At 49.6% G+C, this 26,667-nt stretch carries 26 protein-coding genes and 1 riboswitch; of the genes, 15 read left to right on the top strand and 11 right to left on the bottom strand.

The window, feature by feature from the left end; all coding sequences use genetic code 11:
• Positions 1-323 precede the first annotated feature (323 nt).
• The 3 genes from ybaK (at position 324) to DUW71_RS03895 (ending at position 1,720) form a co-directional block, all read left to right on the top strand.
• Positions 324-788 (top strand): Cys-tRNA(Pro) deacylase, encoded by a 465-nt coding sequence (gene ybaK, locus DUW71_RS03900; protein WP_119393932.1) that lies wholly within the window; start codon positions 324-326, stop codon positions 786-788.
• Between the two features lie 92 nt (positions 789-880).
• Positions 881-1,003 carry a hypothetical protein gene (locus tag DUW71_RS17940; protein WP_267896646.1) on the top strand — a complete coding sequence of 41 codons (123 nt, stop codon included), beginning with the start codon at positions 881-883 and terminating at the stop codon, positions 1,001-1,003.
• Between the two features lie 66 nt (positions 1,004-1,069).
• Positions 1,070-1,720: a TetR family transcriptional regulator gene (locus tag DUW71_RS03895; RefSeq protein WP_119393931.1), complete on the top strand. Its 651-nt coding sequence runs from the start codon at positions 1,070-1,072 to the stop codon at positions 1,718-1,720.
• On the opposite strand, the gene DUW71_RS03890 is transcribed toward DUW71_RS03895, so the two are convergent.
• From DUW71_RS03890 to DUW71_RS03880, 3 genes are all read right to left on the bottom strand, one after another.
• Positions 1,665-2,918 (bottom strand): uracil-xanthine permease family protein, encoded by a 1,254-nt coding sequence (locus DUW71_RS03890; protein ID WP_119393930.1) that lies wholly within the window; start codon positions 2,916-2,918, stop codon positions 1,665-1,667. The two genes, DUW71_RS03895 and DUW71_RS03890, sit on opposite strands and share 56 nt — an antisense overlap.
• Before the next feature lie 9 nt (positions 2,919-2,927).
• Positions 2,928-3,554, bottom strand: coding sequence for a uracil phosphoribosyltransferase (upp, locus tag DUW71_RS03885; protein WP_119394138.1), 627 nt, complete (start codon positions 3,552-3,554; stop codon positions 2,928-2,930).
• Between the two features lie 123 nt (positions 3,555-3,677).
• On the bottom strand, positions 3,678-4,175 hold the full coding sequence (locus tag DUW71_RS03880) for a hypothetical protein (RefSeq protein WP_119393929.1): 498 nt from the start codon (positions 4,173-4,175) through the stop codon (positions 3,678-3,680).
• Between the two features lie 237 nt (positions 4,176-4,412).
• Between DUW71_RS03880 and DUW71_RS03875 the strand changes: the two genes are divergently transcribed.
• A complete protein-coding gene (locus tag DUW71_RS03875) occupies positions 4,413-5,096 on the top strand; it encodes a GGDEF domain-containing protein (protein ID WP_119393928.1) in 684 nt (227 codons plus the stop codon).
• Positions 5,097-5,103: 7 nt separating this feature from the next.
• Here the strand turns inward: DUW71_RS03875 and DUW71_RS03870 are convergent, their stop codons facing one another.
• On the bottom strand, positions 5,104-6,435 hold the full coding sequence (locus DUW71_RS03870) for a DUF2252 family protein (protein ID WP_119393927.1): 1,332 nt from the start codon (positions 6,433-6,435) through the stop codon (positions 5,104-5,106).
• Between the two features lie 40 nt (positions 6,436-6,475).
• On the bottom strand, positions 6,476-7,633 hold the full coding sequence (locus DUW71_RS03865; RefSeq protein ID WP_158583859.1) for a DUF418 domain-containing protein: 1,158 nt from the start codon (positions 7,631-7,633) through the stop codon (positions 6,476-6,478).
• A gap of 150 nt (positions 7,634-7,783) precedes the next feature.
• Positions 7,784-7,877: riboswitch (TPP riboswitch) on the top strand.
• Between the two features lie 34 nt (positions 7,878-7,911).
• On the opposite strand from DUW71_RS03865, the gene thiB reads away from it, so the two are divergent.
• From thiB to DUW71_RS03850, 3 genes are read left to right on the top strand one after another with little or no spacing between them, the layout of a single operon-like run.
• Positions 7,912-8,889, top strand: coding sequence for a thiamine ABC transporter substrate binding subunit (thiB, locus tag DUW71_RS03860; protein ID WP_119393925.1), 978 nt, complete (start codon positions 7,912-7,914; stop codon positions 8,887-8,889).
• Positions 8,868-10,400, top strand: a complete 1,533-nt coding sequence (locus DUW71_RS03855; RefSeq protein WP_119393924.1) for an ABC transporter permease subunit — start codon at positions 8,868-8,870, stop codon at positions 10,398-10,400. The genes thiB and DUW71_RS03855 overlap by 22 nt, the downstream gene beginning before the upstream one ends.
• On the top strand, positions 10,393-11,037 hold the full coding sequence (locus DUW71_RS03850; protein ID WP_119393923.1) for an ATP-binding cassette domain-containing protein: 645 nt from the start codon (positions 10,393-10,395) through the stop codon (positions 11,035-11,037). The genes DUW71_RS03855 and DUW71_RS03850 overlap by 8 nt, the downstream gene beginning before the upstream one ends.
• Positions 11,038-11,046: 9 nt before the next feature.
• Here DUW71_RS03850 and murI read toward each other — a convergent pair whose 3' ends face one another.
• On the bottom strand, positions 11,047-11,850 hold the full coding sequence (murI, locus tag DUW71_RS03845; RefSeq protein ID WP_119393922.1) for a glutamate racemase: 804 nt from the start codon (positions 11,848-11,850) through the stop codon (positions 11,047-11,049).
• Between the two features lie 218 nt (positions 11,851-12,068).
• The gene (locus DUW71_RS03840) at positions 12,069-12,530 is read right to left on the bottom strand and encodes a hypothetical protein (protein ID WP_119393921.1); all 462 of its coding nucleotides are present in this window, start codon (positions 12,528-12,530) and stop codon (positions 12,069-12,071) included.
• A 142-nt stretch (positions 12,531-12,672) separates the two neighbouring features.
• Here DUW71_RS03840 and gcvH point away from each other — a divergent pair, with 142 nt between their 5' ends.
• Positions 12,673-13,068, top strand: a complete 396-nt coding sequence (gene gcvH / locus DUW71_RS03835) for a glycine cleavage system protein GcvH (protein ID WP_119393920.1) — start codon at positions 12,673-12,675, stop codon at positions 13,066-13,068.
• Positions 13,069-13,110: 42 nt separating this feature from the next.
• Here gcvH and DUW71_RS03830 read toward each other — a convergent pair whose 3' ends face one another.
• The 4 genes from DUW71_RS03830 to DUW71_RS03815 all read right to left on the bottom strand — a co-directional run bounded on the left by DUW71_RS03830 (position 13,111) and on the right by DUW71_RS03815 (position 18,844).
• On the bottom strand, positions 13,111-13,674 hold the full coding sequence (locus DUW71_RS03830) for a cob(I)yrinic acid a,c-diamide adenosyltransferase (protein ID WP_119393919.1): 564 nt from the start codon (positions 13,672-13,674) through the stop codon (positions 13,111-13,113).
• A 69-nt stretch (positions 13,675-13,743) separates the two neighbouring features.
• Positions 13,744-16,284, bottom strand: coding sequence for a hypothetical protein (locus DUW71_RS03825; protein ID WP_119393918.1), 2,541 nt, complete (start codon positions 16,282-16,284; stop codon positions 13,744-13,746).
• An 84-nt stretch (positions 16,285-16,368) separates the two neighbouring features.
• Positions 16,369-18,006 carry a sensor histidine kinase gene (locus tag DUW71_RS03820; protein ID WP_119393917.1) on the bottom strand — a complete coding sequence of 546 codons (1,638 nt, stop codon included), beginning with the start codon at positions 18,004-18,006 and terminating at the stop codon, positions 16,369-16,371.
• Positions 17,987-18,844, bottom strand: coding sequence for a ketopantoate reductase family protein (locus DUW71_RS03815; protein ID WP_267896645.1), 858 nt, complete (start codon positions 18,842-18,844; stop codon positions 17,987-17,989). The genes DUW71_RS03820 and DUW71_RS03815 overlap by 20 nt, the downstream gene beginning before the upstream one ends.
• A 40-nt stretch (positions 18,845-18,884) precedes the next feature.
• Here DUW71_RS03815 and DUW71_RS03810 point away from each other — a divergent pair, with 40 nt between their 5' ends.
• The 7 genes from DUW71_RS03810 (at position 18,885) to flgJ (ending at position 26,666) form a co-directional block, all read left to right on the top strand.
• Complete coding sequence (locus DUW71_RS03810) at positions 18,885-19,328, top strand: FxsA family protein (RefSeq protein WP_119393915.1); 444 nt, start codon at positions 18,885-18,887, stop codon at positions 19,326-19,328.
• A 121-nt stretch (positions 19,329-19,449) separates the two neighbouring features.
• Positions 19,450-19,740, top strand: coding sequence for a co-chaperone GroES (locus tag DUW71_RS03805; RefSeq protein WP_119393914.1), 291 nt, complete (start codon positions 19,450-19,452; stop codon positions 19,738-19,740).
• Positions 19,741-19,771: 31 nt separating this feature from the next.
• Complete coding sequence (gene groL, locus DUW71_RS03800) at positions 19,772-21,412, top strand: chaperonin GroEL (RefSeq protein ID WP_119393913.1); 1,641 nt, start codon at positions 19,772-19,774, stop codon at positions 21,410-21,412.
• Positions 21,413-21,835: 423 nt separating this feature from the next.
• Complete coding sequence (locus tag DUW71_RS03795) at positions 21,836-22,582, top strand: type II secretion system protein N (RefSeq protein WP_119393912.1); 747 nt, start codon at positions 21,836-21,838, stop codon at positions 22,580-22,582.
• Positions 22,583-23,590: a type II secretion system protein N gene (locus tag DUW71_RS03790; RefSeq protein ID WP_119393911.1), complete on the top strand. Its 1,008-nt coding sequence runs from the start codon at positions 22,583-22,585 to the stop codon at positions 23,588-23,590.
• A 13-nt stretch (positions 23,591-23,603) separates the two neighbouring features.
• Complete coding sequence (gspD, locus tag DUW71_RS03785; RefSeq protein ID WP_119393910.1) at positions 23,604-25,502, top strand: type II secretion system secretin GspD; 1,899 nt, start codon at positions 23,604-23,606, stop codon at positions 25,500-25,502.
• Positions 25,503-25,685: 183 nt separating this feature from the next.
• Positions 25,686-26,666, top strand: a complete 981-nt coding sequence (gene flgJ, locus DUW71_RS03780; protein WP_119393909.1) for a flagellar assembly peptidoglycan hydrolase FlgJ — start codon at positions 25,686-25,688, stop codon at positions 26,664-26,666.
• Position 26,667 lies beyond the last annotated feature (1 nt).

The raw sequence follows: 26,667 nt of genomic DNA, 5'->3' as shown, positions 1-26,667 counted from the left end.
GTGTTGTTATTAATCCGTTTGAACACTATAAAGGTGGTCATTAAGGTTAGTCAAAAGAAATTTATCAGTGTGAGAAAAACTAACCTAAAGTATAAATATATGTAATATAAACAAAAAAATAGGGTGCTTTAGGGGAAAGCACCCGTTAAGAAAGAGACAGGCAGTCTATATGTCTCAGAGGGTAGTCACTGCGAGTCAAGCATGGCAGTTACCTAACTCAAAGCACACACTACGCCTAAATTGCTGCAAATTTTTTTCAAAATTATGCAAGTTAAGTAAAATTTTCAATTATCTTTTGGAACACGCTAGATGGAGATATTGATTTGACACCCGCCGTTGCATTAGCGAAAGCTAAAAAGATTAACTATTTTTTACATCAATATGAACACGACCCAAAAAGTCAGTCGTATGGCTTGGAAGCGGCTGAAAAGTTGTCGGTAGAGCCGCCGAGAGTATTTAAAACTTTGGTAGCTGATGTAGACGGCAAGCTGGTTGTGGCAGTTATTCCGGTTGTTAGCCAACTAAGTTTAAAGGCGCTCGCGAAAGCCGCAGGGGGTAAGAAGGCAGCCATGGCCGATAAACAAAAAGTGCAACGTGCTACAGGCTATGTACTCGGTGGCGTAAGCCCGTTGGGGCAAAAGCAAGCGTTACCACTCTTCGTAGATACCTCGGCGCAGGGGTTTGCCACTGTTTATGTGAGCGCCGGAAAACGAGGGTTAGAGATTGAACTCGCACCTAGCGATCTGCTTCAGCTCGCCAATGGCCAGCTAGCCGAGTTGCAGGCGTAGTACTTTCAGTAGGCTTATCTAACAGTTTGGTAATCGTAATAAGGTGAACATGCTTTAACATGCAGCGCCATTAACACCTATTGAGGCATGTCATGAAAGCTGCTACTGAAATCTTGTGTGCATCTAAATGCACTATGGAGCGTCGCATTGGCGTCGTTGCATTTCCGCTTATTTCTGCTGGATTTGCTCTGTCGGCTTGGTACTTCTGGCTATAAGTGCTGATGATCGTTATCTTAGGTACCCGCGTAATGCAGTACCTAGATAGTGATTGAGAGCCTTATATGAGTTGGCATCGAGCACGCAGTGCCGAGCAAATAGAAGACCGAGTAAATTCCATTATCACCGCCGCCGCAGAGCTGTTTGAAAGCCACAGGTTTGAAGACATCTCGTTGGTGATGATTGGTAAGCGCATTAATTTTACCCGCTCAAACGTTTACCGATATTTTGATAGCAAAGAAGAAATTTTTCTCCATCTTTTGCTGAAGGATATCGGTGTGTTCCGTCAAGCATTAACGCAGCTGCCGCCACCACCCGATCTAGCGACTTTCTGCCAGCAGTGGCTGACTGCTGCACTAAACCAACCTCGTTTAATGAAACTATTCTCGTTGTTGTATCAGATGCTTGAACACCATGCGACGCCTGAGGCCTTGTTTGCTTTTAAGCGGGGGCTAGCAAGTGAGCACCAACAGCTAACAAGGCTTTTGTCAGCTTGGTTTCCAAATGCCAAGCAGGTGGAAGGCTTCTTATTTGCGCAGTTACCGATGATTAGTGGCATGTATCCATTACTGGTCATGTCGCCATTGCAGCAACAAGCGTTGCAGCAGGCGGGGTTGCCTGCTGCACAAACCGATTATCGCAGCTTATTAAGCCAATCGCTTATGGCGCTGGCGCATCAGTTTTTGGCGCCGCAGGTAGAATCAGGTTCAGAATAATTGCCACAATACCACATAGGCTAATGCCTTGAAGTGAGAAGCTATCGTTGCCGACTACCATGCCGCCCAAGCCAAGCACGAGTGTGGTCGCAACAATCACTAGATTGCGCTGATGGCTTAAATCAACATTGTTTTTGATCAAAATATTCATCCCAACCGAGGCGATTGAGCCAAATAACAAGATCATTATGCCGCCCATAACCGGCACCGGTATGGTTTGCAGTAAAATGCCAAACTTGGCGATAAAGGCTAGGGCGATGGCGAATACTGCTGCCCAAGTCATTACTACAGGGTTGAAAGCGCGGGTTAGCGTGACGGCACCAGTGACCTCTGAGTAGGTTGTGTTGGGTGGGCCGCCAAACGCAGCTGCCAATGCCGTAGCGATGCCATCGCCAAATAAGGTGCGATGCAAACCTGGCTTCTTCAGGTAATTTTTACCAGTAACATTGCTAATGGCCAACACGTCGCCAACGTGTTCAATTGCTGGGGCAATGGCAACGGGCAACATAAACAATATGGCAGCCATATTAAACTCTGGGGCGGTGAAATTCGGCACAGCAAATAGTGCTTGTTCTGCCACTGGCGAGAAATCGACCATGCCAAAAATAAGCGCTGCGATATATCCTACTACAACACCAGCGAGAATAGGGACTAGCCTAAAAATACCACCGGCGAATACCGATACAGCCACAGTGGTGGCAAGCGCTATCGTGGCAACAATCATGGAATCTAGATATGGGAACACGCGTGTGTCGCCTGCCATGCCCATCGCATTGCCAACGGCAACAGGCGCTAGATTTAAGCCAATAATCATAATGACAGGCCCAGTTACCACGGGCGGGAGCAAACGGTGGATGATGTCTGGCCCGCGCCAAGCAACGAGGCCAGCTAGGATCATATAAACACCACCAGCAGCCATTAGTGCGCCCATCGTCGCGGCTTGGCCATATTGCTCAATACTAATGCTGATCGGTGCGATGAATACAAAAGACGAGGCGAGAAAAACAGGGATAGAGCGCTTGGTCACCAACTGGAATAACAAGGTTCCCGCACCAGCTGTGAAGAGCGCAACGCTTGGATCTAAACCGGTGATCAGTGGCATGAGGACCAAGGCCCCGAATGCTACAAAAAGCATTTGTAAGCCGACCAAAGGTAGCTTCCAGCCAGACACCTCGTTGCTGTTTACATTTGTGGTCATGGGAAGTCCTTATTTGGTGCCAAAAATCTTGTCGCCTGCATCACCCAAACCTGGAATGATGTAGCCGTTTTCATTCAAATGACTATCGATAGCCGCCGTGTAGATTTCAACATCTGGGTGTGCATCTTGTACGGCCTTAATGCCCTCTGGTGCAGCAACCAACACTAAGGCTCGAATGCTGTCGCAGCCGCTCTTTTTCAGCAGCTCAATGGTTGCGTTCATCGAACCACCGGTTGCAAGCATAGGGTCAACAACTAGTGCCATGCGCTGGTCAATGTCGCCCGCAAGCTTGTCGAAATAGCTCACTGGTTGCAGGGTTTCTTCATCTCGATATATACCTACCACACTAATTTTGGCACTTGGCACCATTTGCAGAACGCCATCTAGCATGCCGAGCCCGGCCCGAAGAATGGGCACCACGGTAATCTTTTTGCCCTTAATTTGCTGTGCTTCAATGGGGCCGTTCCAGCCTTCAAGCTCAAACGTTTCGAGTTCTAAATCCTTGGTGGCTTCGTAAGTAATGAGGTTGCCTACTTCGCCTGCGAGCTCGCGAAAGCTGCGAGTGCTGATATCTGCAGCTCGCATAAGGCTGATTTTATGTTTTACCAAAGGATGGTTTATTTCATGCACAGTCATTGAATTTGCCTCATCAATTTGCACAAAAAATGCCACTTTATGTGGCATCTTGTTGGAATTAGCTCAATTATGCTGACATCTTACCAAATTGGTCAGGTTGCCGTAGATCAGTTGAAGGCCTAGTTATAGCAAGCTTTTGACCTGTTGGATGTACAGATTAGTTGCCGATGCAGGAACTCGGTCGGTCATACGCTTTAACCATTGATCCAAACAAAACTGCAGCTCAGAGGCATCCTGCAGGTGATCAAACACATCGGTGAGCATGGTATCTAGCTCGTCGGATAAATATTGCTGGCTACACATGGCAAGAATGCCTCGAATTCTATTTAACGAAGCGCTAGCGGGAAGGCTAGTGACTTGCAGTGTGTTACCGGTTGAGCTAGTTGGTTTGGCTGCTGGTTTTGCTGTAGCAGGTTGATCGCCAGCGATTAAGCCTTCTTGCAGTAAAGACTGAACGCGTGCGATGGCAGTATCGTCGATGCTTGGAAAGATATCTTTCACACGCTTTTTTCCGTCGATCATAATTAGTAGCTGGCGTTGTTTTGGTGATAGGGGGATGCTTCTATCGGTAATGGCAGCGCGGCCTTGGTCAGTTTTGGCAAAAATGGCGTCAGAGTTCATAAGTCAACCTACTGCTAATTATTTTTCTATTTATAAGCAGACGGTAACATAAAACGGCAGAGAACTAAGTATCAAAATGGTTTAAGGCAACAAGGTACCCTAGGCGGCGAAAGTCTGTCGTTATTTTGATAAAATAAGCCAAAAAAAGTGGTATGGCTTATGCTTAGTTTAATACGGTATGCTGGTACAGAAATAGGGTATTGGCAGTGAGTGTGATAATGGTAACAAGGCGGTTAGATGGAACGGTTGAACAATAAACAGTTCGCTCAAGTTGAGGCGTGCGAGTCTTGCGAAGCATATCGCCAACAACTCGATCACCTGACGAGCAGAGTGTCCGAGCTTGAAAAGATGGCTTCAACGGATGAACTGACACAGTTGTTTAACCATCGCGCATTTGAGCAGCATCTTGCCCATGAAATGGAGCGAACCCGCCGTACCGGTTCTGCTATGTCATTGATCATGTTAGACCTTGACCACTTTAAGCGTGTTAATGATGAGTATGGCCATCCCGTTGGCAATGAAGTATTGCAAGAATGGAGTCGCCGCATAAAAGAAACCGTTCGCAAACTAGATATTGCTTGCCGCTATGGTGGTGAAGAATTTGCCGTAATTTGCCCCACTACTGGCATGCGGCAAGTTAAAACCATTGCCGAACGCCTACGCCGAGTCTGTGAAGAAACACCCTATCATACAGAAGCTGGCGATTTGAATATTACTTGCAGTGTCGGGGCCGATGTGTTGTTTGCGGCCGACAACGATACCCGCCAAGACCTCATTGCCCGTGTTGATGAGCAACTGTATCGAGCCAAGCGTAGTGGCAGAAACCAAGTAAGCTGTGGCAGAGGGGAAGACCGCGGGCGCATCAACGAAGTCAGTGCCGATGAAAAATCGGCACTATCTGGCTTATTCGGCGGTGAATAACACTAGCCTAGTCGTTCTTGTGTACCGTGCTTGCTAGCCAATTGTGGTCGAACAATACTTGCTGATAATACTGCTGTGCTGCTTCTATGATGGCGTCATCGTTGTGGGTGAGTGCTCTAACGATTTCAACTTCAAAATTGAGTGACCGTCGGTCGCCGCGTGAATGGGCCAGTGCGAGTGCATTTGCCGTCGTGCGCGCATATTGCACCATGGCTTCGCCGGGATTTTTTTTGCGCAATGCAATGTTATCAGGGTCGATGCCCACGCGAGCATGGTGGCGTGAGCGAATCAACCAATGCTGATTTTGCCAATACACTTCATCAAGAATGAGGTCGGGTTTGTGCTGCATTAAGCCTTGGCAGCTAGCCGTTAGGTGCGCAGGGTTAAGCTGGTTGCGTGGATTGATCTGATTAAAATAGGCCAGCGGCGCAGCAGGCCGTTGTTGTTTTACCTCAACCACATGGCAAAGAAAAATATCTTCTTGGGTGCGTAAATGCTTTGGCCCTACTAATAAATAATAGCGGCTTAGCTCCAAAGACCCAGTACCAGCACCAACTCGGCTGACTATATCGATAATCTCGTCGTCTACGTACGGGCGAAACGCTGCCTCAATCGCACGCCGTTCTTCGCTTTCTAGATGGACAAATTTATCGGGTAGATCGGCAAACTGGAGATGACCTGTTGGCGCATGTTCTGTCAGTTTGGCGAGCGTGCTTTTGCGGGCGAAATCTTTACCACCGGGTGCACGAGCTAGCGCTTTTTTTTCTGGCTTGCGCAATACATGTGGTTTATCAAATCCATACACAGTTTCGTCTCGGCGACGATCATCGCCAATGATGAGCGCTAGCGCGTTGGCATATTGCTCAATAAATGCCGTCGCAGCGGCAATGTCTTCAGCTTGGTCGCTGGCAACTTTGCCATCGAGTTTAACGCCGTCAACGTTATCGTAGCGCCCCTCTAATAATCCACGCGCGTAGTCGCCACTGAGCAATAAGCTTGTAGCAAAACGCAGTAAATCCCAAACCGCCGGGCCAAAGCAGGCATCATCAAAGTCATTTGGGGCAAAGATCACCTGGTTGCCGTGCGAGCCCTCTTCAGTAAAAAAGCCAAAGTTTGCTACATGGCAATCACCCATAATGGCTGTATGCGGCACGACGTCAAAAAACGGCTTGGGCAATACAATTTGACTGGCTAGGTCGTAGTAAAATAGCGGTGCTGAGCCGCGGAAAAACCGAAAAGGATTGCTCGCCATTTTATAGTGTTTGCCAATTGGCTCTTCACTGTTTGGCGAATGGCCATCGTTGCGGGTTAGCACTTCATCTAAGATAGTGGCTCGCATGGGCAGCTCCTTATTCGGTTTCTCCACTCAGCATAGTCAATTAACTCTGAGCCCGCTCAAGTTTACGATAGGCCAATGTTCGCCATAGTTTTTCCATCGGGCCTTGGCCATGGTTTGATTGCCACCAGTGGGCGGCAATGACTAACAGCGCCAAGTAGGCTGAAATAAACAACCAGGCTTGCCCGCGCGTCATCACGCCCCACCACTGTGGTGCTAACCACTGGAAAACAATGACAAGAATGACCGATTGAGCCAGATAAACGGTAAATGCAGTCTTACCGGTATTTTTCAACGCTGTGGTCAGCAGGCCTTGGCGATTAGCAAACAAGGCAATGATATTGGCATAGCCAATGGCCATTAGCAGGCCAGCTGGCATCATTAGCATAATGGTGGCTTGCGTCTGATCGGTGTCGGTGCCCCAGTGCAAGCGTAAGCGAGTGACAATAGCGCCCCAGATAAAGCCAATGATTAAAAAGGCAATTGAGCGTTTGCGCAACTTGCTAAAGTAGTTAGTTTCAAAAAGCACTGAGCCAATTAACATAGTGGCCATAATTTCCCACCAGGTAGCAATGGGGCCAGCGAAAATCAACTGCAAATAATCGCTCGCGTTATTGACGAACATGGCGCTTGTACCCAACTTAGCACGCTCCTCAGCCAGGTACTCGGCGCTAAATGGCATTGCAGCGTAGTCAAACATGCCAATATCGGCGAAAAATGTGCCAAGTAGCAAAAAGCCCATGGCTAACTGAGCAATGACCATGAACACCACGGCGACGATCATCTTGCGGCGCACACTCCAATTCATCATGAAGAGCAGAAAGAAGCCAGCAATGGCGTACGTGGATAAAATATCGCCCGCCCAAAAAACAAAACCATGGATTAAACCAAAAATCAGCAGCCAAAATAAGCGCCGGCGCAGCCAGGGTTTGGGTGCTAGCGATTTCATCTCTAAGCGCTGCCACTGCAAAGTGAGTCCAATGCCAAACAGCAGGCTAAACATGCTCATAAAGCGTGATTCAATAAACAGGGATTGAATAATATAAATGGTTTGGTCGAGTGAGTTGGTAAACCACGCCCAGTCGATAATGGAGTAGGCTTCGATTGGTGCAACAATCGACATGATATTCATATACAGAATGCCCAGCACGGCGATGCCGCGTATAAGGTCTAGGCTTTCTATGCGCTGATAGGTTTGCATGCTGGGTTCCTTTCCCATTGGGTCTGTTGTTCAGTGTAAGGTCAAAGCGTGAAAGTTAGTTAACAATATTGTTAGCCTGTTCAGGTTATCTTCAAATTCGGTAATCAAGCTTGGTTTGCTAGTTCTACTGCCCTTAGGCATAATGGCGCCCGAATCTCGTCGGGGTGCACTTCGGTGCTGAGAACACACCCGTACTTCACCTGATCCAGTTCATACTGGCGTAGGAAACGAGCATGCCGTTACCTGCCTATGTATGAGCGCCTGTTTTGGAGACGCCCATGCAAAAACAACTTCTTGCCTCAATAGCACTGGTTGCTGGTACAGCTGTTGCCAACCCACTGACCATTTATACCTATGACTCGTTTGTTGCCGAGTGGGGCCCTGGCCCACAAATAGAAGCTAATTTCGAACAAAAATGTGGTTGTGACGTTGAGTTTGTCGCGCTTGCTGACGGTGTAAGCCTGCTTAATCGTTTGCGTATTGAAGGCGATGATACCAAAGCCGATATCGTGCTAGGCATCGACAACGCCCTGCTTGCAGATGCAAGAAAAACTGGTCAAGTAGCTGAGCACACTGTGGATACCAGTGAACTAGTTGTTCCAGGTGGTTGGGCGCATAACGACTTTGTGCCTTTCGACTATGGTCAGTTTGCGTTTGTTTACGACAGCGAAAGAGTAAGCAATCCACCCACTTCATTAGCCGAACTAATCGACTCGGATCTATCCGTTGTGTACATGGATCCACGCACTTCAACCGTGGGTGCTGGCCTGCTGTATTGGATGAAGTCGGTATTTGGCGAGCAAGCGGGTGACAAGTGGGCAGCGCTAGCTGATAACACCACCACGGTAACGCAAGGTTGGAGTGATGCATATTATGGCATCTTTATGGAAGGTGGTGCCGATGCGGTGCTTAGCTATGTAACGTCTCCGGCGTACCACATTGAGTATGAAGATGAGACACGCTTTAAAGCCATGCCGTTCTCGGAAGGGCATTATCAGCAAATTGAGGTGGCATTCGTTACGCACGCCTCGCAGCAAGCCGAACTAGCCAACGACTTTTTGCAGTATCTGGTGTCGCCAGAAGCGCAATCGATTATTCCAACAACCAACTGGATGTTCCCTGTACATCCTGAAGCTGAGTTACCGGCGTCGTTCGAGCAATTGATTACCCCTGCCGACATTCTAATGTTCGATGAAGATGACGTTGCTAACGAACGTAGCAACTGGGTGCGTGAATGGCTCAACGCCGCCAGCTAACCCTTCAGCCATCGTGGTTGGCAACTGCTTGGGTAGTTGCCGCCTTGGTGCTACCCATTTCTGCCGTATTATCGATGTTTTGGCAAGCCAGCGCCGAGCCTATGCCTTGGCGCTGGATCGGCAACATTATTCAATTCACCCTGCTGCAAGCCAGCTTGTCGACGCTAGGCTCTGTGCTCTTGGGTATTGTTATCGGTCGCACGCTTGCTAGGCGCAGCTTCATTGGCCGCAATTGGTTAATTGCATGGCTCGATGCTTGTTTTGTGATGCCAGGTTTGCTGATTGTGCTAGCCATTTTATTGACTTGGAGCCCAACGGGTGCGGTGGGTCAGTTCCTTGATTGGAAGTTTTATGGTCTGCCTGCCATTTTGCTGGCGCACTGGTTTTTTGAAACACCGCTCATTGCCCGAGTGGTGATGCAGCAAATGCAACGTATTCCAGAGGCGCATATTAAACAAGCGCAGCAATTGGGGTTAACGGACTGGCAAATGTGGCGCTTGTTGGATTGGCCGGCGATTCGCGCCGCTATTTTCCCTGTCGCTGGCTTGGTGTTTTTAATATGCATGACCAGCTTCCCCGTTGTCGTCAGTCTAGGAGGCGGGCCTGGTTCAACCACGCTTGAAATAGCGATCTACCAAGCCCTGCATTACGAGTTCGATTTTTATTTAGCAACTTGGCTAGCGGTCATTCAACTCGCTATTGGCGTGCTGCTGGCGTTGCTTATATTGCGCCACTTGCTTGATTCATGGGGCGCAGGGCCCATTAATGTGCAACGCAGTCGCCCTGAATTAACGAGCACGCGGTACTTTGATGGCTTGGTTATTCTGGTGTGTTTAGCCTATTGGCTGGCACCCATTCTAGGCTTGTTAGTGAAAGCCGGATGGCAGCCACTACTTGACGCAATGAGTTCCGCTAAGCTTTGGCAAGCAACCGGGCAAACGCTGATGATCGCCACGGCAAGTGCCATGCTTGGTGTTATGCTCGCTATTGGTTTGCAAGCCGGGCGAGGGCGGTTTGCCATGTTTGTTGGCTATACCGTTATGCTGGTGCCATCGATGATGCTTGCGACTGGCGCATTTATTATTCTATGGCGCTACGGCGATGCATTATGGCAGCGCCTCGCCGCCATTGCCCTGCTCAATGCACTAATGATTGTGCCATTTGCCATCAAACTACTGCGACCAGCAAAAAATGCTGCTCAAGCTCGCTATGGGCGGCAAATGACCATGCTGGGCTTAAGCCAATGGCAACGCTGGCGCTGGATTTATTGGCCCAAAATGGCCACCGCCATTGCCGGTGCCCTAGGGTTGGCATTTATGTTAGCCGCCGGTGACCTAGGGGCGGCACTGATGCTGTCTAGCCACGATTTAAACACTTTGCCGCTAAGACTCTACCGCTTAATTGGTGCGCGCCAGTTGGAGCAAGCATTGTGGGTGGGGGCATGGTTAGTGTTCATCGGGGTTATGATTCAGCGCTTATTGGCTTGGTTAGCCAGGAGGTACCATGCTTAGCGTCGACAATGTAGTGATAGAGCGCGACAACTGGCAATGCCGGTTTAACTTTCAACTCACCGCTGGCCAGATGTTGCTAATAAGTGGTGCAAGTGGTGCAGGCAAGTCCACCTTGCTCGATGCGCTAGCAGGGTTTACCGCCATTCGTGGTGGTGAAATAAGCTGGCAAGGTCAGTCTTTGCTTGGCTTAGAGCCAGCTCAGCGCCCAGTATCGATGTTGTTTCAGCAAAATAATGTGTTTGAACACCTGAGTGTGGCGCAAAATCTGGCGCTGGGCATTAGTGGCTCACGCAAACTACGCCCCGAGCAACAAGCGCGTGTGACCGCTATTGCTGAGCGCCTACAGATCACCGATCAACTAAACAAACGCTGCACCATGTTAAGTGGTGGTCAGCAGCAGCGCGTCGCTCTTGGGCGCGCATTGCTGATGCAGCGTCCACTTTTGCTATTAGACGAGCCGTTTAGCGCCCTAGATAAAACGACGCGTTTGACCATGCAGGCATTAGTCAAAGAAATGCATGACGAGTTTGGCCTCACCACCTTGGTGGTAAGTCATCAACCCGAAGAAATGCAAGCCATGGTAGATGCTGAACTTTATGTTGATAAGGGTGAAGCAAACCTGCGCCAGGCCCCCTAAAGGGAGCCTCTAAAGGTCGACTAACTCGACTTGCGTCGGCGCAATCGGCTCGTCTAAAAATACGCGTGCAACACGGGCAAACCGCTCAGGTCCGTCGGTCACCATAAAGTGCTCGCGGGCCGGGCCATGGCGCTCAAATAGTTGGTGTTTTGCCAATAGCGCTTCAATCGCTATTGCGGTCGTGCTGGCAGAATCAACAACGGTAACCGTTGGCCCAACAAAGGCCTCTATAACAGGGCGAAACACCGGAAAGTGCGTGCAGCCAAGCATTAGTGTGTCGGGCGCATTTTCGACAAAGAACAATCCACGCAAGTACTCATCTACTGCAAGCTGGGCAAGCTTATTCTGTGTCCAGCCTTCTTCGGCCATGGATACCAACATTTGTGTGGCTAGGGCGTCGACTTGCGCCGATTGGTTAAGCGCTTGAATAGCATGTTCATAGGCTTTGCCGTTAATAGTGCCTTCTGTGCCAATGACCGCAATGTGCTGGTTTTTGCTAGCGCCAACTGCTGCCTGCGCACCAGGCTCAATAACGCCAATGACTGGTATATTTGGATACGCCTCCTGCAGCGCCGGTAGGGCAACCGCCGAGGCTGTGTTGCAGGCAACCACTAAGGCTTTAATGTCGCGCTCAACTAGTTTTTTAGTGGCTTGTAGGGCGTAGCGGCGCACCGACTGGGCGGATTTGGTGCCATAGGGTACGCGGGCTGAATCACCTAAATACACTAACGACTCACTAGGTAGTTGGTGGCGAATTGCCTGAAATACCGATAGCCCACCGACGCCCGAGTCGAAAATACCGATTGCAGCCATGCTTGTCTCCTAATATTAAGCGCTGCAATCTTACCCGTTGCGCAAGGCAAGTAAAAGCGGGCGTAGGTTTTCAAAACCGCAGGTTTGGGAAACATTGATCGCTGGCGATACACGTTGCCCGGCGCATGCGCGCCGTACAACCTACAGGTGCTTTGATGAGTTCGGGCGTAGGTTTTACAAACCGAAGGTTTGGGAAACAAATCCGTTCGCCGCCCCAATTACTCCTGATACCGCTCGTCGATATCACTGGTCATGGTCTTCGTCGCAATACGATAGTTGCCAATCCCTAATAACTGCAACTGCACCTGCATTCGTTCACGGGTATAAACATTGGTTGCTTCGAACTCGAGCATGTCGGTGGCCTGTGCGCGGCGGAACGTCGGTTCGGTTAAATGGAAGCGCTCCATGCCATTAAACTCACTAATGCCTTTCAGTGCTAGGCGGCCGGCATCACAATGGCACACCCATTGAATATACATGCTATGAGAAACGGGAGGACGCTCGCTTTGAACTAGGTACACGCGGTAATAGCCGGTCATATCGGACTGCGACCAGTCATTGTAGTTTTTAACCAGCTCAACGGTTAACGGCAAATCATACAGGCGATAGTCCATGCTGACATCGGCGCGCAGCGGCAATACCCAAAAACAAAAAAGTGTCACGATCAAACAGTTGCGCATCGATAAATCCTCATCTAGCTTTTGTTTTATCGACCAGAACCCACTCAAGCTTTAGGCCTGTGTGGTAAACCTCAAACTTTAGACTGGTTTTTTAACCGCTCAATGATAGAGTAGCGGCGAATAACAGAGAGATAAGGCAATCATGAGCAATATTCCTGCTGATTTGAAATACGCTGATACCCACGAATGGTCTCGTTTGGAAGCCGGCGACGTTATTACCATTGGTATTACCGACTACGCCCAAGAAGAGTTGGGTGATGTGGTTTATGTTGAACTACCAGACGTTGGTCGCAAGCTTCAGGCAGGCGAAGAAATGGCAGTGGTGGAATCGGTCAAAGCCGCTTCTGACATTTTTGCCCCAGCTGCCGGTACCGTCATTGAAATTAACGAGCGCGTTGATGAAGCACCACAGCTAATCAATGAAGACTGCTACGAAGATGGTTGGTTGGTAAAAATTAAGTTAGATGACCCAAGCGAGTTAGATGACTTAATGGATAGTGAAAGCTATCAAGACCAATGCATGGGCGATGACGACTAGCCCCTGAACTTGGCCCTACTTGGTAGGGCCTCTCGAGAGTTTTTAAGCGCCTTTTTCTTTCAGGCGGCTGTCCCACAGAATCTCTTGCCCGCCTTCGCGGCGGCCGGTTACGCGGCCCATTACGAACAATAAGTCCGATAAACGGTTCAAATACTGCATCGCAATCTTATGTTCGTTGCCATCGCTTGCCATAGCAACCAATACGCGCTCACCGCGGCGGCAAATGGTGCGTGCCATATGCATGTGGGCGGTTACCTTGTCACCACCGGGTAATATAAAGTCTTTTAGGGCAGGTAAGTCGGCATTGAGCGTGTCGATGTGCGCTTCTAGCTCGGCAATGGGCTCGGGGCGTAGCAGCTCAAAACCCGGCATCGCCAGCTCACCGCCTAAATCGAATAAATCATGCTGGATGCGTGCTAGTACAGTTTGCAGCGCGTCTTGCTCATCCATATACGCTCGCACTAAGCCGATAGCACTGTTGAGCTCATCTAGGGTGCCAATGGCTTCGATGCGCAAGTCTGCCTTGCTTACGCGGTCATTAGTCCCTAAACCAGTTTCACCTTTGTCGCCGGTGCGTGTGTAGATTTTACTGAGTCGATTTCCCATAAGTTATTGCCTTGCTAGATTTAGTGAGACTCTACGCATAAAAGCAAATAAAGTCTCACTTCTATCGCCTTATAGCGCTGTCTCAAAATTAAGCGCCAAAGACCATTCAGCGTTTTCTACACCAAACACAGAGGCTAGCTCGCTGCGAACAGGTATGATGCCATAACCAAGTATCCAATCTAGATAAACACCGGTGGTAATACTGGCTGCCACTTGCTGATCAACACCAGATACTAGTGTGCCAGCGGTAGCGCCAAAGCGAGTGTAACCAATAGGTGATAACCCAAGCACGCCTCGCGGCTGATAAGCGCTGCCCCAATATAGCTTGTTGCGCTGCTGCCAAGCGATATCACTGGTGCCCAAATCAAGCACACCCGGGTGCGATAACCCAATCTGAGTAAGGCCGGGTGTTGCGCCATCAATAGACGTTGAGTTGACCAGTTCAGCGCTCTGTCCTTCGTCCCAAATGACTGAGCCGCCAGCCACATAATACAGGCCGCCAAGTTGGCGATACCAAGCTAGCTCACTTTGCGCACGGCCGCCGGTGTCGTCCCCCCAGCTAGCAAATGCCGCGATGGTGCTGCCTTTACGTGGCTGTATGCCATAGGTGGCGTAACGTAATTTGCCGAGTCCAAGCCCCGCACCAACGCGATACGCATCGTCATCAACCTGTCCAGCAAGGTTGTAGCCAAACATTAAACCAAGGCCAAGTTCATGCCCTTGACTAAACGACAGCTGAGCGCGCCAATCGGTTGACTCATCTGTGCTACCCGCTACTTGACCAACGCGCGTAGCCAGCTGCCAGTTCGGCCATGCGTAAGCAAGGTCGACTTGCACATTGTCAAAATCCGTTTGGCCAACAAGGCTGGCCGTATGATCACCCGTAGCATCGGCAAAGTTGATACCAGCGCCATAAGCTGGTTTATCTGCCGTGCCACCAAATGTTGGCAGCCAGTTAATTGGGCGCAATGCTAGGGTTGGTAAGTAGTTACTTGTCTCGTAGGTATTGTTATTTGAAGAAGCGAATTGCAAATTGGCACTCGACTGCACGGGTTCTGGCACTGGCATTGTGGCAACCGGCATTGGGTTGGAGAGCGAGTTAACCTGATAAAACTCTGGATGCATTTGGCGTAGTACTAGGCCATTGTTAGTGGCGACTATATCGGTCACGCCACCGGTAACATTGGTCACTGGCTGCTGGTCAGACGCGCGAAACGCATTCTGAGTACCATTTATACCACTAACGAAATAAATCTCGTCCTGGTTCGCGGCAATCGCAATCGGTGCAAAATCTGCTAAACCGATTGCCTGCCAATCACCAGGCAAGCCGGTGTAAATGTCGCGATTGGCGCCATTCGCAGTGAGTACCACAAGCTGGTCATTGACTTGCACCGCCGAGAGCACTCGCTCCGGTGTTTCGATTAACTCGCCTTGTTGGTTGGCTAACTGATACTCACTGCCATCAAATAAAATATGATACTCATTACCACCAGGCACCAAGGCGACCCAACCATCACACTGGCTCACAACACGCCAGCGCTCATCAACGAGTTCAATTAACTCTGAGCTGCTGCGCCCATCACACTCTCGGCCACGCAAGGCCTGCCAGGTACCGTTGCGGAACTGAATGTCGAAGGTGCCTGCTGGCAGTTCAAACTCATCTTCACCGTTGGTAAACACCGCAGGTGCTTCGACAGCACCTTGAAAATACCAGATTTCACCGTTTGGTCCGACCACAGGTGCACCGATGCGCCCAGTCGCTAGGGCTTGGCCTTGAACCGGCGTGCCAATGGCCGCCAGTTGTGCTTCAACTTGCTGGCTTAACCAAGCTGAAAACTGCTGCCAGTCGTGCGTGATTTTGGTGCCGAATGCATCATAGTAAGCACCATCAACAAAACCCGCGAAAGGTTTGGCACCATTGGCGCGAATCCAGCGAGCTGCTGCATCTTGGCCGTATTTTTCGGTAATAAAGCGAATAAATGCCGAGCCAATTAAGTACTGATCGCCCACCACTGGCACGCGAGCACTAACGGTAAAGTCTTCGATGTCGGGCAAACCTGCTTGCACCACGGTACGCAACTTGCCGCTGTAATAAGGCGCTGTTGCCCGGCCAGTAGTGGGTGAAGACTCACCCCATACGGCAATCCCTTCGCTCATCCAACGCGGTACTAACCCGTTAGGGAGGGTAAAAAAACTGCGACCAAATATCGAATCAATAGCCTTAGCAAAGCCAGAAGACTGTGACATGTGAACAATATGAATCAGCTCGTGGAAGATCACGCTATCGAGCCAATCATCAAGGTTTAAAAGACTACCTTCACGCGGGTATGAGGTATACAAATGGACAATATTACTCGGCAATACTTGTGCTGTGCCATTCGCGTCGTCGGACACATCGCCGACCACAATGTTAAGGTGATCTACTTGGTGATTCAGTAAGGTCTCCGCTTGCTCAAGCAATGGGTCGATACGGTTGGCAATGTTTTGGCAGTAGGCTTGGCTGACTTCATCGCCACATATCACTCGGGCGCGCTCGGTTCGCAGTTGGTAATCCGCTAGTGCTGGGGTTGCTGCAACCATCGCAGCAATGGCTAAAGTTAGACGTTTCATTGGGTCTTCCTTGAAATGGCTGGCTTTGTAAGATGAGCGTATTTTAGTGTGCGTCACTCAGATCACCAGTGGTTAGTTTCCTATCTAGTTGATCCGTTCAGCTTTTGGTAACTTAATTGAAAATGTTGTGCCAACTTCAGGTTCCGAGCTCACAGTCATAGTGCCATGGTGATGGTTAGTAATAATAAAATAGGAAACCGACAAACCAAGGCCACTGCCTTCTCCGACTGATTTGGTGGTATAAAAAGGCTCAAACACGCGCCGGCGCACGGCATCACTCATGCCAATGCCGTTGTCGCTAATATCAATATGAACGTGGCGCTCAGTTTGCCACAAGCGAATATTGATACAGCCATCATGTTGCTCAAAACGGCTGCTTTTACGAACTGCATAATGCGCATTGCGCAGAATATTAACGAGCACTTGCTCCAATTCCACTGCCACAACAGGCGCGTAGATGTCTGCTTGTGCGACTTCAAAACGAATTTTTATGTCGTTATTGCTTTGTGCTTGGGTGAGGTCTTTGTCCGACTCTAGCAGCTTTAATGATTGCTCAATGACACTGTATACCGAAACCTCTACTAGTGAGGCATCGCTGCGACGGGCGAACTGCAGCATGTTAGTGACGATATTGCTGGCGCGTTGGCTTGATTGCTGAATCAGGTTTAAAAAGTTAAGAATTTCACGCTGGTGCAAGTATTGCTGCATGCGCTCTAGATCAAAGTTGAGCTGCTCGGCAACGGCTTTGTTTTTTGGCAATTCAGTGGATAGCCGGCGGCGAATATTTTGCGCTCCCTGTGTGATGGCACTCAACGGATTGTTGATTTCGTGAGCCATGCCAGCCGCTAGGCCTCCCACCGACATCATTTTTTCGGTTTGAATCATTACCTCGCTCATTTTGTGGCGCTCGGTAATGTCATCAACCCTTAGCACCACACCAGTGCGGCCACCGCGGTCAACTGGGTAAATCATCAAGTTCAGAATGTAGTCGTGGCCATCAATGCTGTATTCAACATTGTCGAAGTGAGTTACCTCTAACTGGTGCAAGGCTTCTTCAATGGCCGCAAAGGCTTTTACAGGTAGGTTAAAACTGTTGGCTAAGCGGCTTCCAACAGCCTTGGCTGCGGGTACCCCGGTAATACGCTTGGCTTCGTTGTTCCACCAGGTCACCACTTGATGATCGTCTAGGCCAATCATAATCGATGGCATGTAGCGAATCATTGCATCTAGGTCGGTTTGCACTTCGGTTAAGCGTTGCTCAACTTCAATGCGCACTCGGTTTTCTTGCTCTAGCAGCTCGTTGCTTTGGCGAACTGCCAAAATCGATTGCTCGGCAATGAGTTTTTGCTGTTCTAACGCCGTTTCGCGGCTGCTAATTTGGTCGAGCATTTGGTTAAACGAGCGCACCAGCTGGCCGACTTCATCATCGTACATAGGCTGAGCGCGAGCATTATGGCTGTCGTGTTCGCCAACCAAGCGAGCAATGCGGCTGAGGTGAGTAACAGGGCGGTTAACGGTAACCTTGATGACCCGCCAAACCAGAAAGATAGAGAGCACCGCTAAGGTAGCCGCGATGCCAAATAGCCACCATTGCAGTTGGGTTGCCGTGCCACTTAGGGCAATCATGCTGGCATGCAGGAGCAGCATTAGCCCCAATACTGTGCCGGTTAATACAGTGACCTTATGGCGAATGGCCAGTCGGCTATACCAGTTGCGAAGCATATCCCTCTTCTTTTAACTGTTCACACACCTTAGTGTAGGTGGGCATGGCAACTTGTTGTGCGGCAGCTTGTTGCAGAATGTAACCAGATATCCAAGGCAGCTCGGTTGGCCGCCCAGCATTAGCGTCTTGATTACTAGATGAAAAATTATCCGCAGTTGCCTCACAGACTGCCTTCACGGTAGCACTCACATCCGGTATATCAAGGCTGAGTTGTGCAACCAAGGTGTTCAACTCTTGGCTTAGCGTGCAGGCTTGCTCATACCAAGGTGGCTGTAGTAGTGCACCATTGCGCACATTATAAAGCACCGTCATTGGGTTAATCACCGCATTGACCACTAGTTTTGTCCAGCGCTGAGCCTGCATATCTGGCTGCCATTGCCAACTTGTTTTGCTCAGCCAAAGGGGGGCTTGTGCGGCACCGCCAATTGTTGTGGTGCCAGGGCTTATAAGATGAACTTGATCATCCTCACGCCAGGCTGCAGCAGTGGTAACCCCTGGTAAAAAAGTTCCCGGTAACTGATTCAATAACTGGTCGTAACCCATGCCGTTGCATAGGCTAATAACCTGGCTTTTTGCTGATAATCGCTCGGCTAGCGGGGCAATGATGTCCGCTAGTTGATACACCTTGCAGCAAATAATGGCTGTGTCTATCTGTTCCACTTGTTGCCAACTCAGCACCTCAATGGCTTGGCCTTCAATTAACCGGCGACCCGCATGGCGCCCTACCAGTACCGGCTGCACAAGGTTTTTAAGTTGCTGGTAAACATTAGCACCCAAGGCGCCGGCGCCAATTATATGTATAACGGGTTGATTTTTATCGGATCGACCAGATATCACTCTATTCAAGACCTTTTTTGCATTGCCGTTGGAGGCGATTATGCCAGTGTTGATGGTACCTGTGATGCTCTACTTCTTGATAGAGATATTTTTGTTGTTTGCTATGGCAAGCTGGTTTGGCTTCTTAGGCACAGCTGTATTGTTTTTTGGTTCAAGCTTTTTAGGTGGCGCTTTGTTGCGCCGAGAAGCAGCGCGTGCGCCGGAAACATGGTTGCAAGATGTGCAGCGCTTAGGGGTAAAAGCGGCTAGCAACTCACGGTTGTTTCCTGTAATTGGCGGCTTGTTGCTGACTTTGCCCGGCTTTTTAACCGATATTATCGGATTGGTAATGTGGGCGCGAGGTAGCCTCTTGAAAGTTAATTCGAGTGGCCCTATTTACGATGAGCCGCCAATGGGTGAACCAGGTTCGCAGCGCCCAGATGACGCACCGCAGCGCCCGCGCCAGGGTCATACATTGGAAGGCGAGTATGAGCGGGAAGACTAAAAAAATTTAGCTTACCCCCTTGAGTTTAACTTTGCCGACCTTAGATAGGGGAGGCAAGCGGTGAAAAGCCGCAGACAAACAAGAAACGTTGACTATTCATTATTTTTCAGGAGATCAGTACATGAAACTGCGTCCATTACACGATCGCGTAGTTGTACGTCGCAAAGAGCAAGAAGAAACCACTGCTGGTGGCATCGTTCTGCCGGGTTCAGCGAAGGAAAAGCCATCGCAAGGTGAAGTGATTGCGGTAGGTGCTGGCCAAGTACTAGAAAACGGTTCAGTACGTGAGTTGGCTGTAAAAGTGGGCGACACAGTTGTATTTGAAGAATACGCTGCTAGCACACACAAAATTGAAGGCGAAGAGCTGCTGATTGTTAAAGAAGCAAGCATCCTAGCGGTAGTTGAAGCCTAATTTACGTTTACTTGATTGAGGAATTCTGAGTATGTCTGCAAAAGAAGTTTTATTTGGTGATTCAGCTCGCACCCGCATGGTTGCTGGCGTAAACCTACTAGCCGATGCGGTTAAAGTTACCCTTGGCCCTAAAGGCCGTAACGTGGTACTTGAGAAGTCATTTGGTGCGCCATCGATCACGAAAGACGGTGTATCGGTTGCCAAAGAGATCGAACTAAAAGATCGCTTTGAAAACATGGGCGCGCAAATGGTAAAAGACGTTGCCTCACAAGCCAACGACAATGCTGGTGACGGTACAACGACTGCAACAGTACTAGCGCAAGCGTTTGTAAATGAAGGTGTTAAAGCTGTTGCTGCTGGCATGAACCCAATGGATCTCAAGCGTGGTATCGACAAAGCCACTGCCGCCGTTGTGGAAGAGTTGAAGAAGATTGCCAAGCCTTGTGAAGATAGCAAAGCCATTGCTCAAGTAGGCACTATTTCTGCTAACTCTGATGCCACCATTGGCCAGCTAATTGCTGATGCAATGGACAAAGTAGGTACTTCAGGTGTAATCACAGTAGAAGAAGGTTCAGGCTTCGCTGATGAGCTAGAAGTAGTAGAAGGTATGGAGTTTGACCGCGGTTACCTATCGCCATACTTCGTAACTAACCACGAAAACATGACGGCTGAACTAGAGAACCCATACGTTCTGCTAGTAGACAAGAAGATCTCTGCGATTCGTGACCTAGTGCCAGTACTAGAAGCAGTTTCTAAATCAGGTCGCCCGCTAATGATCATCGCTGAAGACATTGAAGGCGAAGCGTTGGCAACACTGGTTGTTAACAACATGCGTGGCACCGTAAAAGTAGCCGCTGCGAAAGCCCCTGGTTTTGGTGATCGTCGTAAAGCTATGTTGCAAGATATCGCTATTCTAACAGGCGGTACAGTCATCTCTGAAGAAGTGGGTCTATCACTCGACACGACAACACTTGAGCACCTTGGTTCGGCGAAAAAAGTTAACCTAACCAAAGAAAGCACTCAGGTTGTAGACGGTGCCGGTGATAACGACGCTATCAGCGCACGTGTTGAGCAAATTAAAGCAGAAATTGCTAACAGCTCTTCAGACTACGACAAAGAGAAGCTACAAGAGCGCATGGCTAAACTAGCTGGCGGTGTTGCAGTGATCAAAGTAGGTGCGGCCACTGAAGTAGAAATGAAAGAGAAAAAAGACCGCGTTGACGACGCGCTACACGCGACTCGCGCAGCGGTTGAAGAAGGTGTTGTACCTGGCGGTGGTGTTGCACTAGTTCGTGCACTAAGCAAGCTTGGTGAGCTAACAGGCGACAACGAAGACCAAAACGCTGGTATCACCCTTGCACTGCGTGCAATGGAAGCGCCACTACGTCAGATTGTTACCAACGCTGGTGATGAGGCGTCTGTTGTACTTTCAAATGTGAAAGCGTCTACCGATTCAAACTACGGCTACAACGCTGCAACAGGCGTTTACGGCGACATGGTTGAGTTCGGTATTCTAGACCCAGCTAAAGTAACGCGCTCTGCACTGCAGGCGGCAGCATCTGTTGCGTCTCTAATGATCACTACAGAAGCTATGGTAGCTGAGATCCCTGAAGAGAAACCAGCGGCAGGCCCAGATATGGGCGGCATGGGTGGCATGGGCGGCATGATGTGATCCGCCTAGATTGCTTAAAAGCTTGCTGATCCCGTCATTCCCGCGCAGGCGGGAATCTAGTTTGCCAACATTCGAGGCCAGCAAGTCAACATAAAGCAATCAACTCTCTAAAACCCTCAATGCTCTGCATTGAGGGTTTTTGCGTTTTTGGCCGGGCAACAGTCATTCCCGCGCAGGCGGGAATCTAGCCACCACGTTTAAAAACAGCAAACTAGACACCCGATAAAAGCGCTCGGGTGTGACGAATAGGTTAGCAAACTAGCCACCTGACAAAAGCACTCGGGTGTGACGAATGGGTTTGTTTCCCATACCTTCGATATCAGCTAACCTGAACCCCAGCCGCAAGCGAACTGAGGCAAATATCGCAAAAGCACTGATAGGCGTTTCAAATTGTTTTGCTTTTGTGGTTACATGTTCGGCTAAATGAATAGGAAGAATGACAATATTATGGGTTTGCGAGCGTCTGTAGCGGTTTTTGTCGTTAGCTTGATACTGTCGCTGGTCATTTGGGCGCCAGTATCGGTGATCGCATCCATTGCTGAGCGCCAATTGGGTATGCCTGTGCCATTACAACAAGCGCAGGGAACCATTTGGCAAGGCAAGGGTGCAGTATCAGTGAATCAAGTAGCATTGGATGCCGAATGGCAATATCAGTTCCCACTTTCATGGCAGTTAACGGTTGGTAATACTGAAAGTGGTGAGCTAGTTGGCTCACTCGCTCCGTTATCCACCCAACTCAACAACTTAACCGGTGCCGTGAAGGCCGGTTGGCTATTAAATCAGATTGAGCCCTACCTAGGCGGCATCTACCTAGACGCTCCGGGTGAGATCGACCTTGCAGGCGTTAGTGCTCATATAAACAACGGCCAGCTCACATTTGCAGAAGGCACCATCAGCTATGATGGTGGTTTAGCAACCTATAATCTTTTCAGCGACGTAAACGTTAACGTGCCGCCAATGATCGCTCTGATCGAAGCCAGTGACGATCGCCGCATTAATGCGCGACTGCTCACTCAAGACGGCCTACTACTTGGTGATGCTGAAGTAGCGGAAGGGTTGGCACAATACAAAGTATATAATGCGCTACCTAGTTTATTTGGCATGGGTTCAGGCAATCCTGCTGATATATATATTGAAAATCAAATCGCGATGCCTGCGTTGGGGATGTAAATGAACGCAATCAAAGCAAGTAAGTTTGGACTCTCGCTCGCCGTTTTTGTCTGCGTGACGTTGGCGGGTTATGTGGTGTCGCAAATCATTTGGACAGCAGCGACAACCGAACGAGAAATTGTTGTACCAGCCGTGCAACCAGAGCAGCTATCTTCTGGTGCGTCGGTTGCTATGCAAGCCCTTGAAGTAGCGCAAGCCAATCTGTTTGGTGAGTACCGAGCGCCACAAGCGCCACAACCAACACCCGTTCCAACACCAGCGCCACCACCGCCTCGCACACCACTGACCTTTGAGTTGCAAGGTGTAATGGCTGGCCCTAACGGCACAGGTACGGCGAGTATCGCTAGATCCGCTGGTCAGCGTGGTGAGTTGTTCCGCGTTGGTGACACTGTTTATGGGCAAGCGACGATTAAATCGATTTACCCTGGTGGAGTGATTTTTGATCGCAATGGCACAGAAGAGACATTAGCCTTTAACGACGAACAGTTGATTGGCGATGGCACAGGGTTAACTCAAACGTCAAACACTGGTATGGCGTCGGTTTCAGTGGGGCAGGCACCGGTTTACCGGGTGAACGAATCTACTGGTACGACAACTACTTTCACTAACCGCAGTACTCAGCGCGGTAGTCAGAATGCCGTGAGTTCTAATCGTGGCCCGTCTGCAGATGCCATCCCACCGGGTGCACCTTCGACAACAGAAGAAGCCCGAAACATGGCGCAAAGCATTATACAGGGTGCCCAGCAAGACCCAGAGCGAGTGCTAGCGCGCTATGGTTTGCGTGTGGTAGACAACGGCTACATGGTAACGGGCAATGCTCGTTTACTGATGGCCGCATCGCTGCGCCCTGGTGATGTAGTAGTCGCGGTTGATGGTGTACCCGTTGGTGACCCAGCAATTGATGCCCGTCGCTTGCAATCTGTTATGGCCAAGACTTCACTGCAGGTGGATGTTATCCGCGATGGCCGAAATGTTATAATAAAGTATCGAATTCCTTCGCTGTTTTAATGGGAGATAACGCGTGAAACGAATTTTAATCGCACTGGCTGTAATGGTTAGCGTCAGTTTTCCTGCGCTGGCGAAGGCAGAAGAACCAACTTATAACTGGACATTCCGTGACCAAGAGATCCGTGTTTTGATCGATCAGGTTCGAGAGATTACCGGTAAAACTTTTATTGTTGATCAAAAAGTTAATGGTCGCGCGACCATTTTGTCAGACGAAATGAAAACGCCTGACGAAATTTACGAAATGTTTCTTGCTGTGTTGCAAATCAACGGCTTCACTGCCATTGATGACGGCAATGGCATTACCCGCATTACCGTGTCGGCCGATGCCAAAATGCTCGACAGCGCCGTAGAGGATAACCGTGGTATTGGCCTAGATGACGGCCCCCGTGGTGAAGTGGTCACGCGCATTGTTGAAATTAAGAACACCGCCGCCAATGAACTAGTGGCGGTGCTGCGCCCATTTGTTGCGCGCTATGGTCACTTATCGGTGATTCAAAACACAAACTCGCTAATTATTCATGATCACAGAGACAACGTAGACCGCTTGGTTGAAATTATTGAAGCCATTGACCTCACCGGTGACCAAGAAATTGCCGTGGTTGAGTTAAAAGAAGCCTGGGTTGGTAATGTTATCCAGCTTCTAGAGCAGCTAAACCCTGAAGAAGTTCAAACAGGTACACGCCAGGGGGTTGGCAACATCCGCTTGGTAGCCGATGAGCGTGGCAACCGTATTATCCTAAAAGGCGAAACCACTGCCATCGAACGAGTAAAAGAAATGATTGCCGAGCTAGACAAACCAGCGCCTAGCTTGTCTTCTTCTCAGGTGATTTTCCTTAATCATGCCAACGCCGAAGCCATGGCCGAAACACTTAGTGGCATTGCCGGACAGGTAGCAGAAGAAAACGCTGCTGATGGTGCGCCAACGGTAAGTGACGTAACCATTCTGGCAGACACCGACTTGAACGCTTTAATTGTGCGCGGTGAGCCGGCGGTTATTGAAGAAGTGCGCAGCATTATTAATCAGTTAGACATTAAACGCTCACAGGTAATGATTGAAGCTGCCATTGTTGAGTTCACTATTAGCGACGACAACCGCTTGGGTGTGCAGTGGGGGATGATTCCAACGGATGTATCGGGTGGTATCTCGGTGCCGGCTTTGGTTCAGCAAGTATCGCAAAGTGGTCAGGTAGGCATTGCGCCGCTTGTTAATGCTATTGGTACAAACCCTTTGAGTGCAACGGAAGTGATTCCATCTGGTATTTCAGGTGTTGTAGGTGGCGAGCTGTCATTTGATGGTGATCAAATTGGCGTGTGGGGCACCTTCCTGCAGGCGTTGGCCTCGGAAACCAGCAGCAACCTATTGTCGACGCCAAGTACGATGACAGTGAACAATATGGAAGCTGTGCTGTCGGTTGGTGAAACCGTACCTGTACCAACGCGTACTGATGGTGACAACGACAACCCGTTTACCACTTTTGAGCAGAAAGATATTGGTACTGAGCTGAAGGTAAAACCACAAATCCAGAATGATGGCACCGTGCGCTTAGAAGTAAACCTAACCGTGGAAGACTCAAAAGGTACGGCGACCTCAGGTGGCGTGACCACATCAAAACGAGCGATTACCAACACCGTATTCGTAAAAGACGGCTTGGTCGCACCACTGGGAGGCTTGATTCGTGAAGCCAGCAGCACGGGCGTGGTAAAAGTTCCGGTATTGGGTGACCTGCCAGTGATTGGTGCCTTGTTCCGCTCAACCTATGAAGAGTCGCGCAAAACCAACCTAATGTTGTTTATTCGCCCAACCATCGTAGAAAACAACATGCCGGAAATCAGCAACAGTCAGCTAGACCGTGTTCGCTCAATTGATTTTCGCATCGGCGACATCGACAGCGCCGAAGGATTGTTTGAATAATTGATTCATTCAGTCATTCCCGCGATACACCCAGTCATTCCCGCGAAGGCGGGAATCTAGTCACCTAGGGATCACACATCCGTCAACTGGACCCCCGATAAAAGCACTCGGGGGTGACGCTTCTTAACTCCGGCACACTTATTGCATTCTCCTAATTAGAGCCAAACTTTAATTGGAGCACGCATGACTCAAGTAGATGCCAGCTTTGTATATACCGACATGAGCGGACTCGACTCGCTACGCCAGCAAGCGCGTACCGATGATTCGGCTGCATTACGCACGGTAGCTCAGCAGTTTGAGTCGATGTTCATCCAAATGATGCTCAAAACAGCGCGCGAAACCGAGAAACTGCTCAACGACGACAGCATGTTCAATAGCCATGCCTACCAAACTTGGCGGCAAATGAGCGACGAACAAATGGCGCTGTCTATGTCGGCTGATGGTGGTTTGGGGCTCGCCGATCAGTTATACGACCAACTACACGACCAAGTAATTGGCAACGGCAATAAATCACCGCAAGTATTGCCGCTTGATGAAAGCAATCGCACCATTTTACCGCCACGCTTTGACAGCACGCCACGCCAACCGGGCAGTGCCGAACCCGTGCAAAGTATTTACCAAGAAGTAAACGCTCACCCAATCACTAGCAAACTAGACGGCAGTCAAACGGACCCAGTGGCAGAAAAAATCGCCAACTTCGTTAATAAAATTCGCGCAGGCGCAGAGCAGGCCGCCGAAAAACTAGGCATCGACCCTAAATACCTTATTGCCCAAGCCGCCTTAGAAACCGGCTGGGGGCAAAAAGTGATTCGCGATAGCGCGGGCAACAACAGCCACAACTTGTTTGGCATTAAGGCGCATCGCGACTGGCAAGGCAACAGTGCCGAAACCATGACACACGAATATCGTGATGGTGTGCGCTTAGATATGAAAGACCTGTTCCGCGCTTACAACAGCTACGACGAGTCACTCAACGACTACGTCGACTTCGTTAACGGTCACCCTCGCTACCAGCCTGCCATTGCGCAAGCGCAAGCAGGAAACAGCCGTGGTTATGTTGAAGGCTTGCAGCAAGCCGGTTATGCCACCGACCCAAATTACGCCCAAAAAATTATCTCACTTGCTGAAAGCAGCCGCTTGCAAGTGGCAATGGCGGAGGGCTAAG

This window comes from Salinibius halmophilus, assembly GCF_003577475.1.
In the GTDB taxonomy this organism is placed as follows: domain Bacteria; phylum Pseudomonadota; class Gammaproteobacteria; order Pseudomonadales; family Natronospirillaceae; genus Salinibius; species Salinibius halmophilus.
This window is presented reverse-complemented; position numbering and strand designations above follow the sequence as displayed.

Bases quoted from the DNA above. Each gene is read 5' to 3' on its own strand.
- DUW71_RS17940 (WP_267896646.1), top strand. From the start codon at position 881: ATGAAAGCTGCTACTGAAATCTTGTGTGCATCTAAATGCACTATGGAG.
- DUW71_RS03895 (WP_119393931.1), top strand. From the start codon at position 1,070: ATGAGTTGGCATCGAGCACGCAGTGCCGAGCAAATAGAAGACCGAGTA.
- DUW71_RS03890 (WP_119393930.1), bottom strand. From the start codon at position 2,918: ATGACCACAAATGTAAACAGCAACGAGGTGTCTGGCTGGAAGCTACCT.
- upp (WP_119394138.1), bottom strand. From the start codon at position 3,554: ATGACTGTGCATGAAATAAACCATCCTTTGGTAAAACATAAAATCAGC.
- DUW71_RS03880 (WP_119393929.1), bottom strand. From the start codon at position 4,175: ATGAACTCTGACGCCATTTTTGCCAAAACTGACCAAGGCCGCGCTGCC.
- DUW71_RS03875 (WP_119393928.1), top strand. From the start codon at position 4,413: ATGGAACGGTTGAACAATAAACAGTTCGCTCAAGTTGAGGCGTGCGAG.
- DUW71_RS03870 (WP_119393927.1), bottom strand. From the start codon at position 6,435: ATGCGAGCCACTATCTTAGATGAAGTGCTAACCCGCAACGATGGCCAT.
- DUW71_RS03865 (WP_158583859.1), bottom strand. From the start codon at position 7,633: ATGCAAACCTATCAGCGCATAGAAAGCCTAGACCTTATACGCGGCATC.
- thiB (WP_119393925.1), top strand. From the start codon at position 7,912: ATGCAAAAACAACTTCTTGCCTCAATAGCACTGGTTGCTGGTACAGCT.
- DUW71_RS03855 (WP_119393924.1), top strand. From the start codon at position 8,868: ATGGCTCAACGCCGCCAGCTAACCCTTCAGCCATCGTGGTTGGCAACT.
- DUW71_RS03850 (WP_119393923.1), top strand. From the start codon at position 10,393: ATGCTTAGCGTCGACAATGTAGTGATAGAGCGCGACAACTGGCAATGC.
- murI (WP_119393922.1), bottom strand. From the start codon at position 11,850: ATGGCTGCAATCGGTATTTTCGACTCGGGCGTCGGTGGGCTATCGGTA.
- DUW71_RS03840 (WP_119393921.1), bottom strand. From the start codon at position 12,530: ATGCGCAACTGTTTGATCGTGACACTTTTTTGTTTTTGGGTATTGCCG.
- gcvH (WP_119393920.1), top strand. From the start codon at position 12,673: ATGAGCAATATTCCTGCTGATTTGAAATACGCTGATACCCACGAATGG.
- DUW71_RS03830 (WP_119393919.1), bottom strand. From the start codon at position 13,674: ATGGGAAATCGACTCAGTAAAATCTACACACGCACCGGCGACAAAGGT.
- DUW71_RS03825 (WP_119393918.1), bottom strand. From the start codon at position 16,284: ATGAAACGTCTAACTTTAGCCATTGCTGCGATGGTTGCAGCAACCCCA.
- DUW71_RS03820 (WP_119393917.1), bottom strand. From the start codon at position 18,006: ATGCTTCGCAACTGGTATAGCCGACTGGCCATTCGCCATAAGGTCACT.
- DUW71_RS03810 (WP_119393915.1), top strand. From the start codon at position 18,885: ATGCCAGTGTTGATGGTACCTGTGATGCTCTACTTCTTGATAGAGATA.
- DUW71_RS03805 (WP_119393914.1), top strand. From the start codon at position 19,450: ATGAAACTGCGTCCATTACACGATCGCGTAGTTGTACGTCGCAAAGAG.
- groL (WP_119393913.1), top strand. From the start codon at position 19,772: ATGTCTGCAAAAGAAGTTTTATTTGGTGATTCAGCTCGCACCCGCATG.
- DUW71_RS03795 (WP_119393912.1), top strand. From the start codon at position 21,836: ATGAATAGGAAGAATGACAATATTATGGGTTTGCGAGCGTCTGTAGCG.
- DUW71_RS03790 (WP_119393911.1), top strand. From the start codon at position 22,583: ATGAACGCAATCAAAGCAAGTAAGTTTGGACTCTCGCTCGCCGTTTTT.
- flgJ (WP_119393909.1), top strand. From the start codon at position 25,686: ATGACTCAAGTAGATGCCAGCTTTGTATATACCGACATGAGCGGACTC.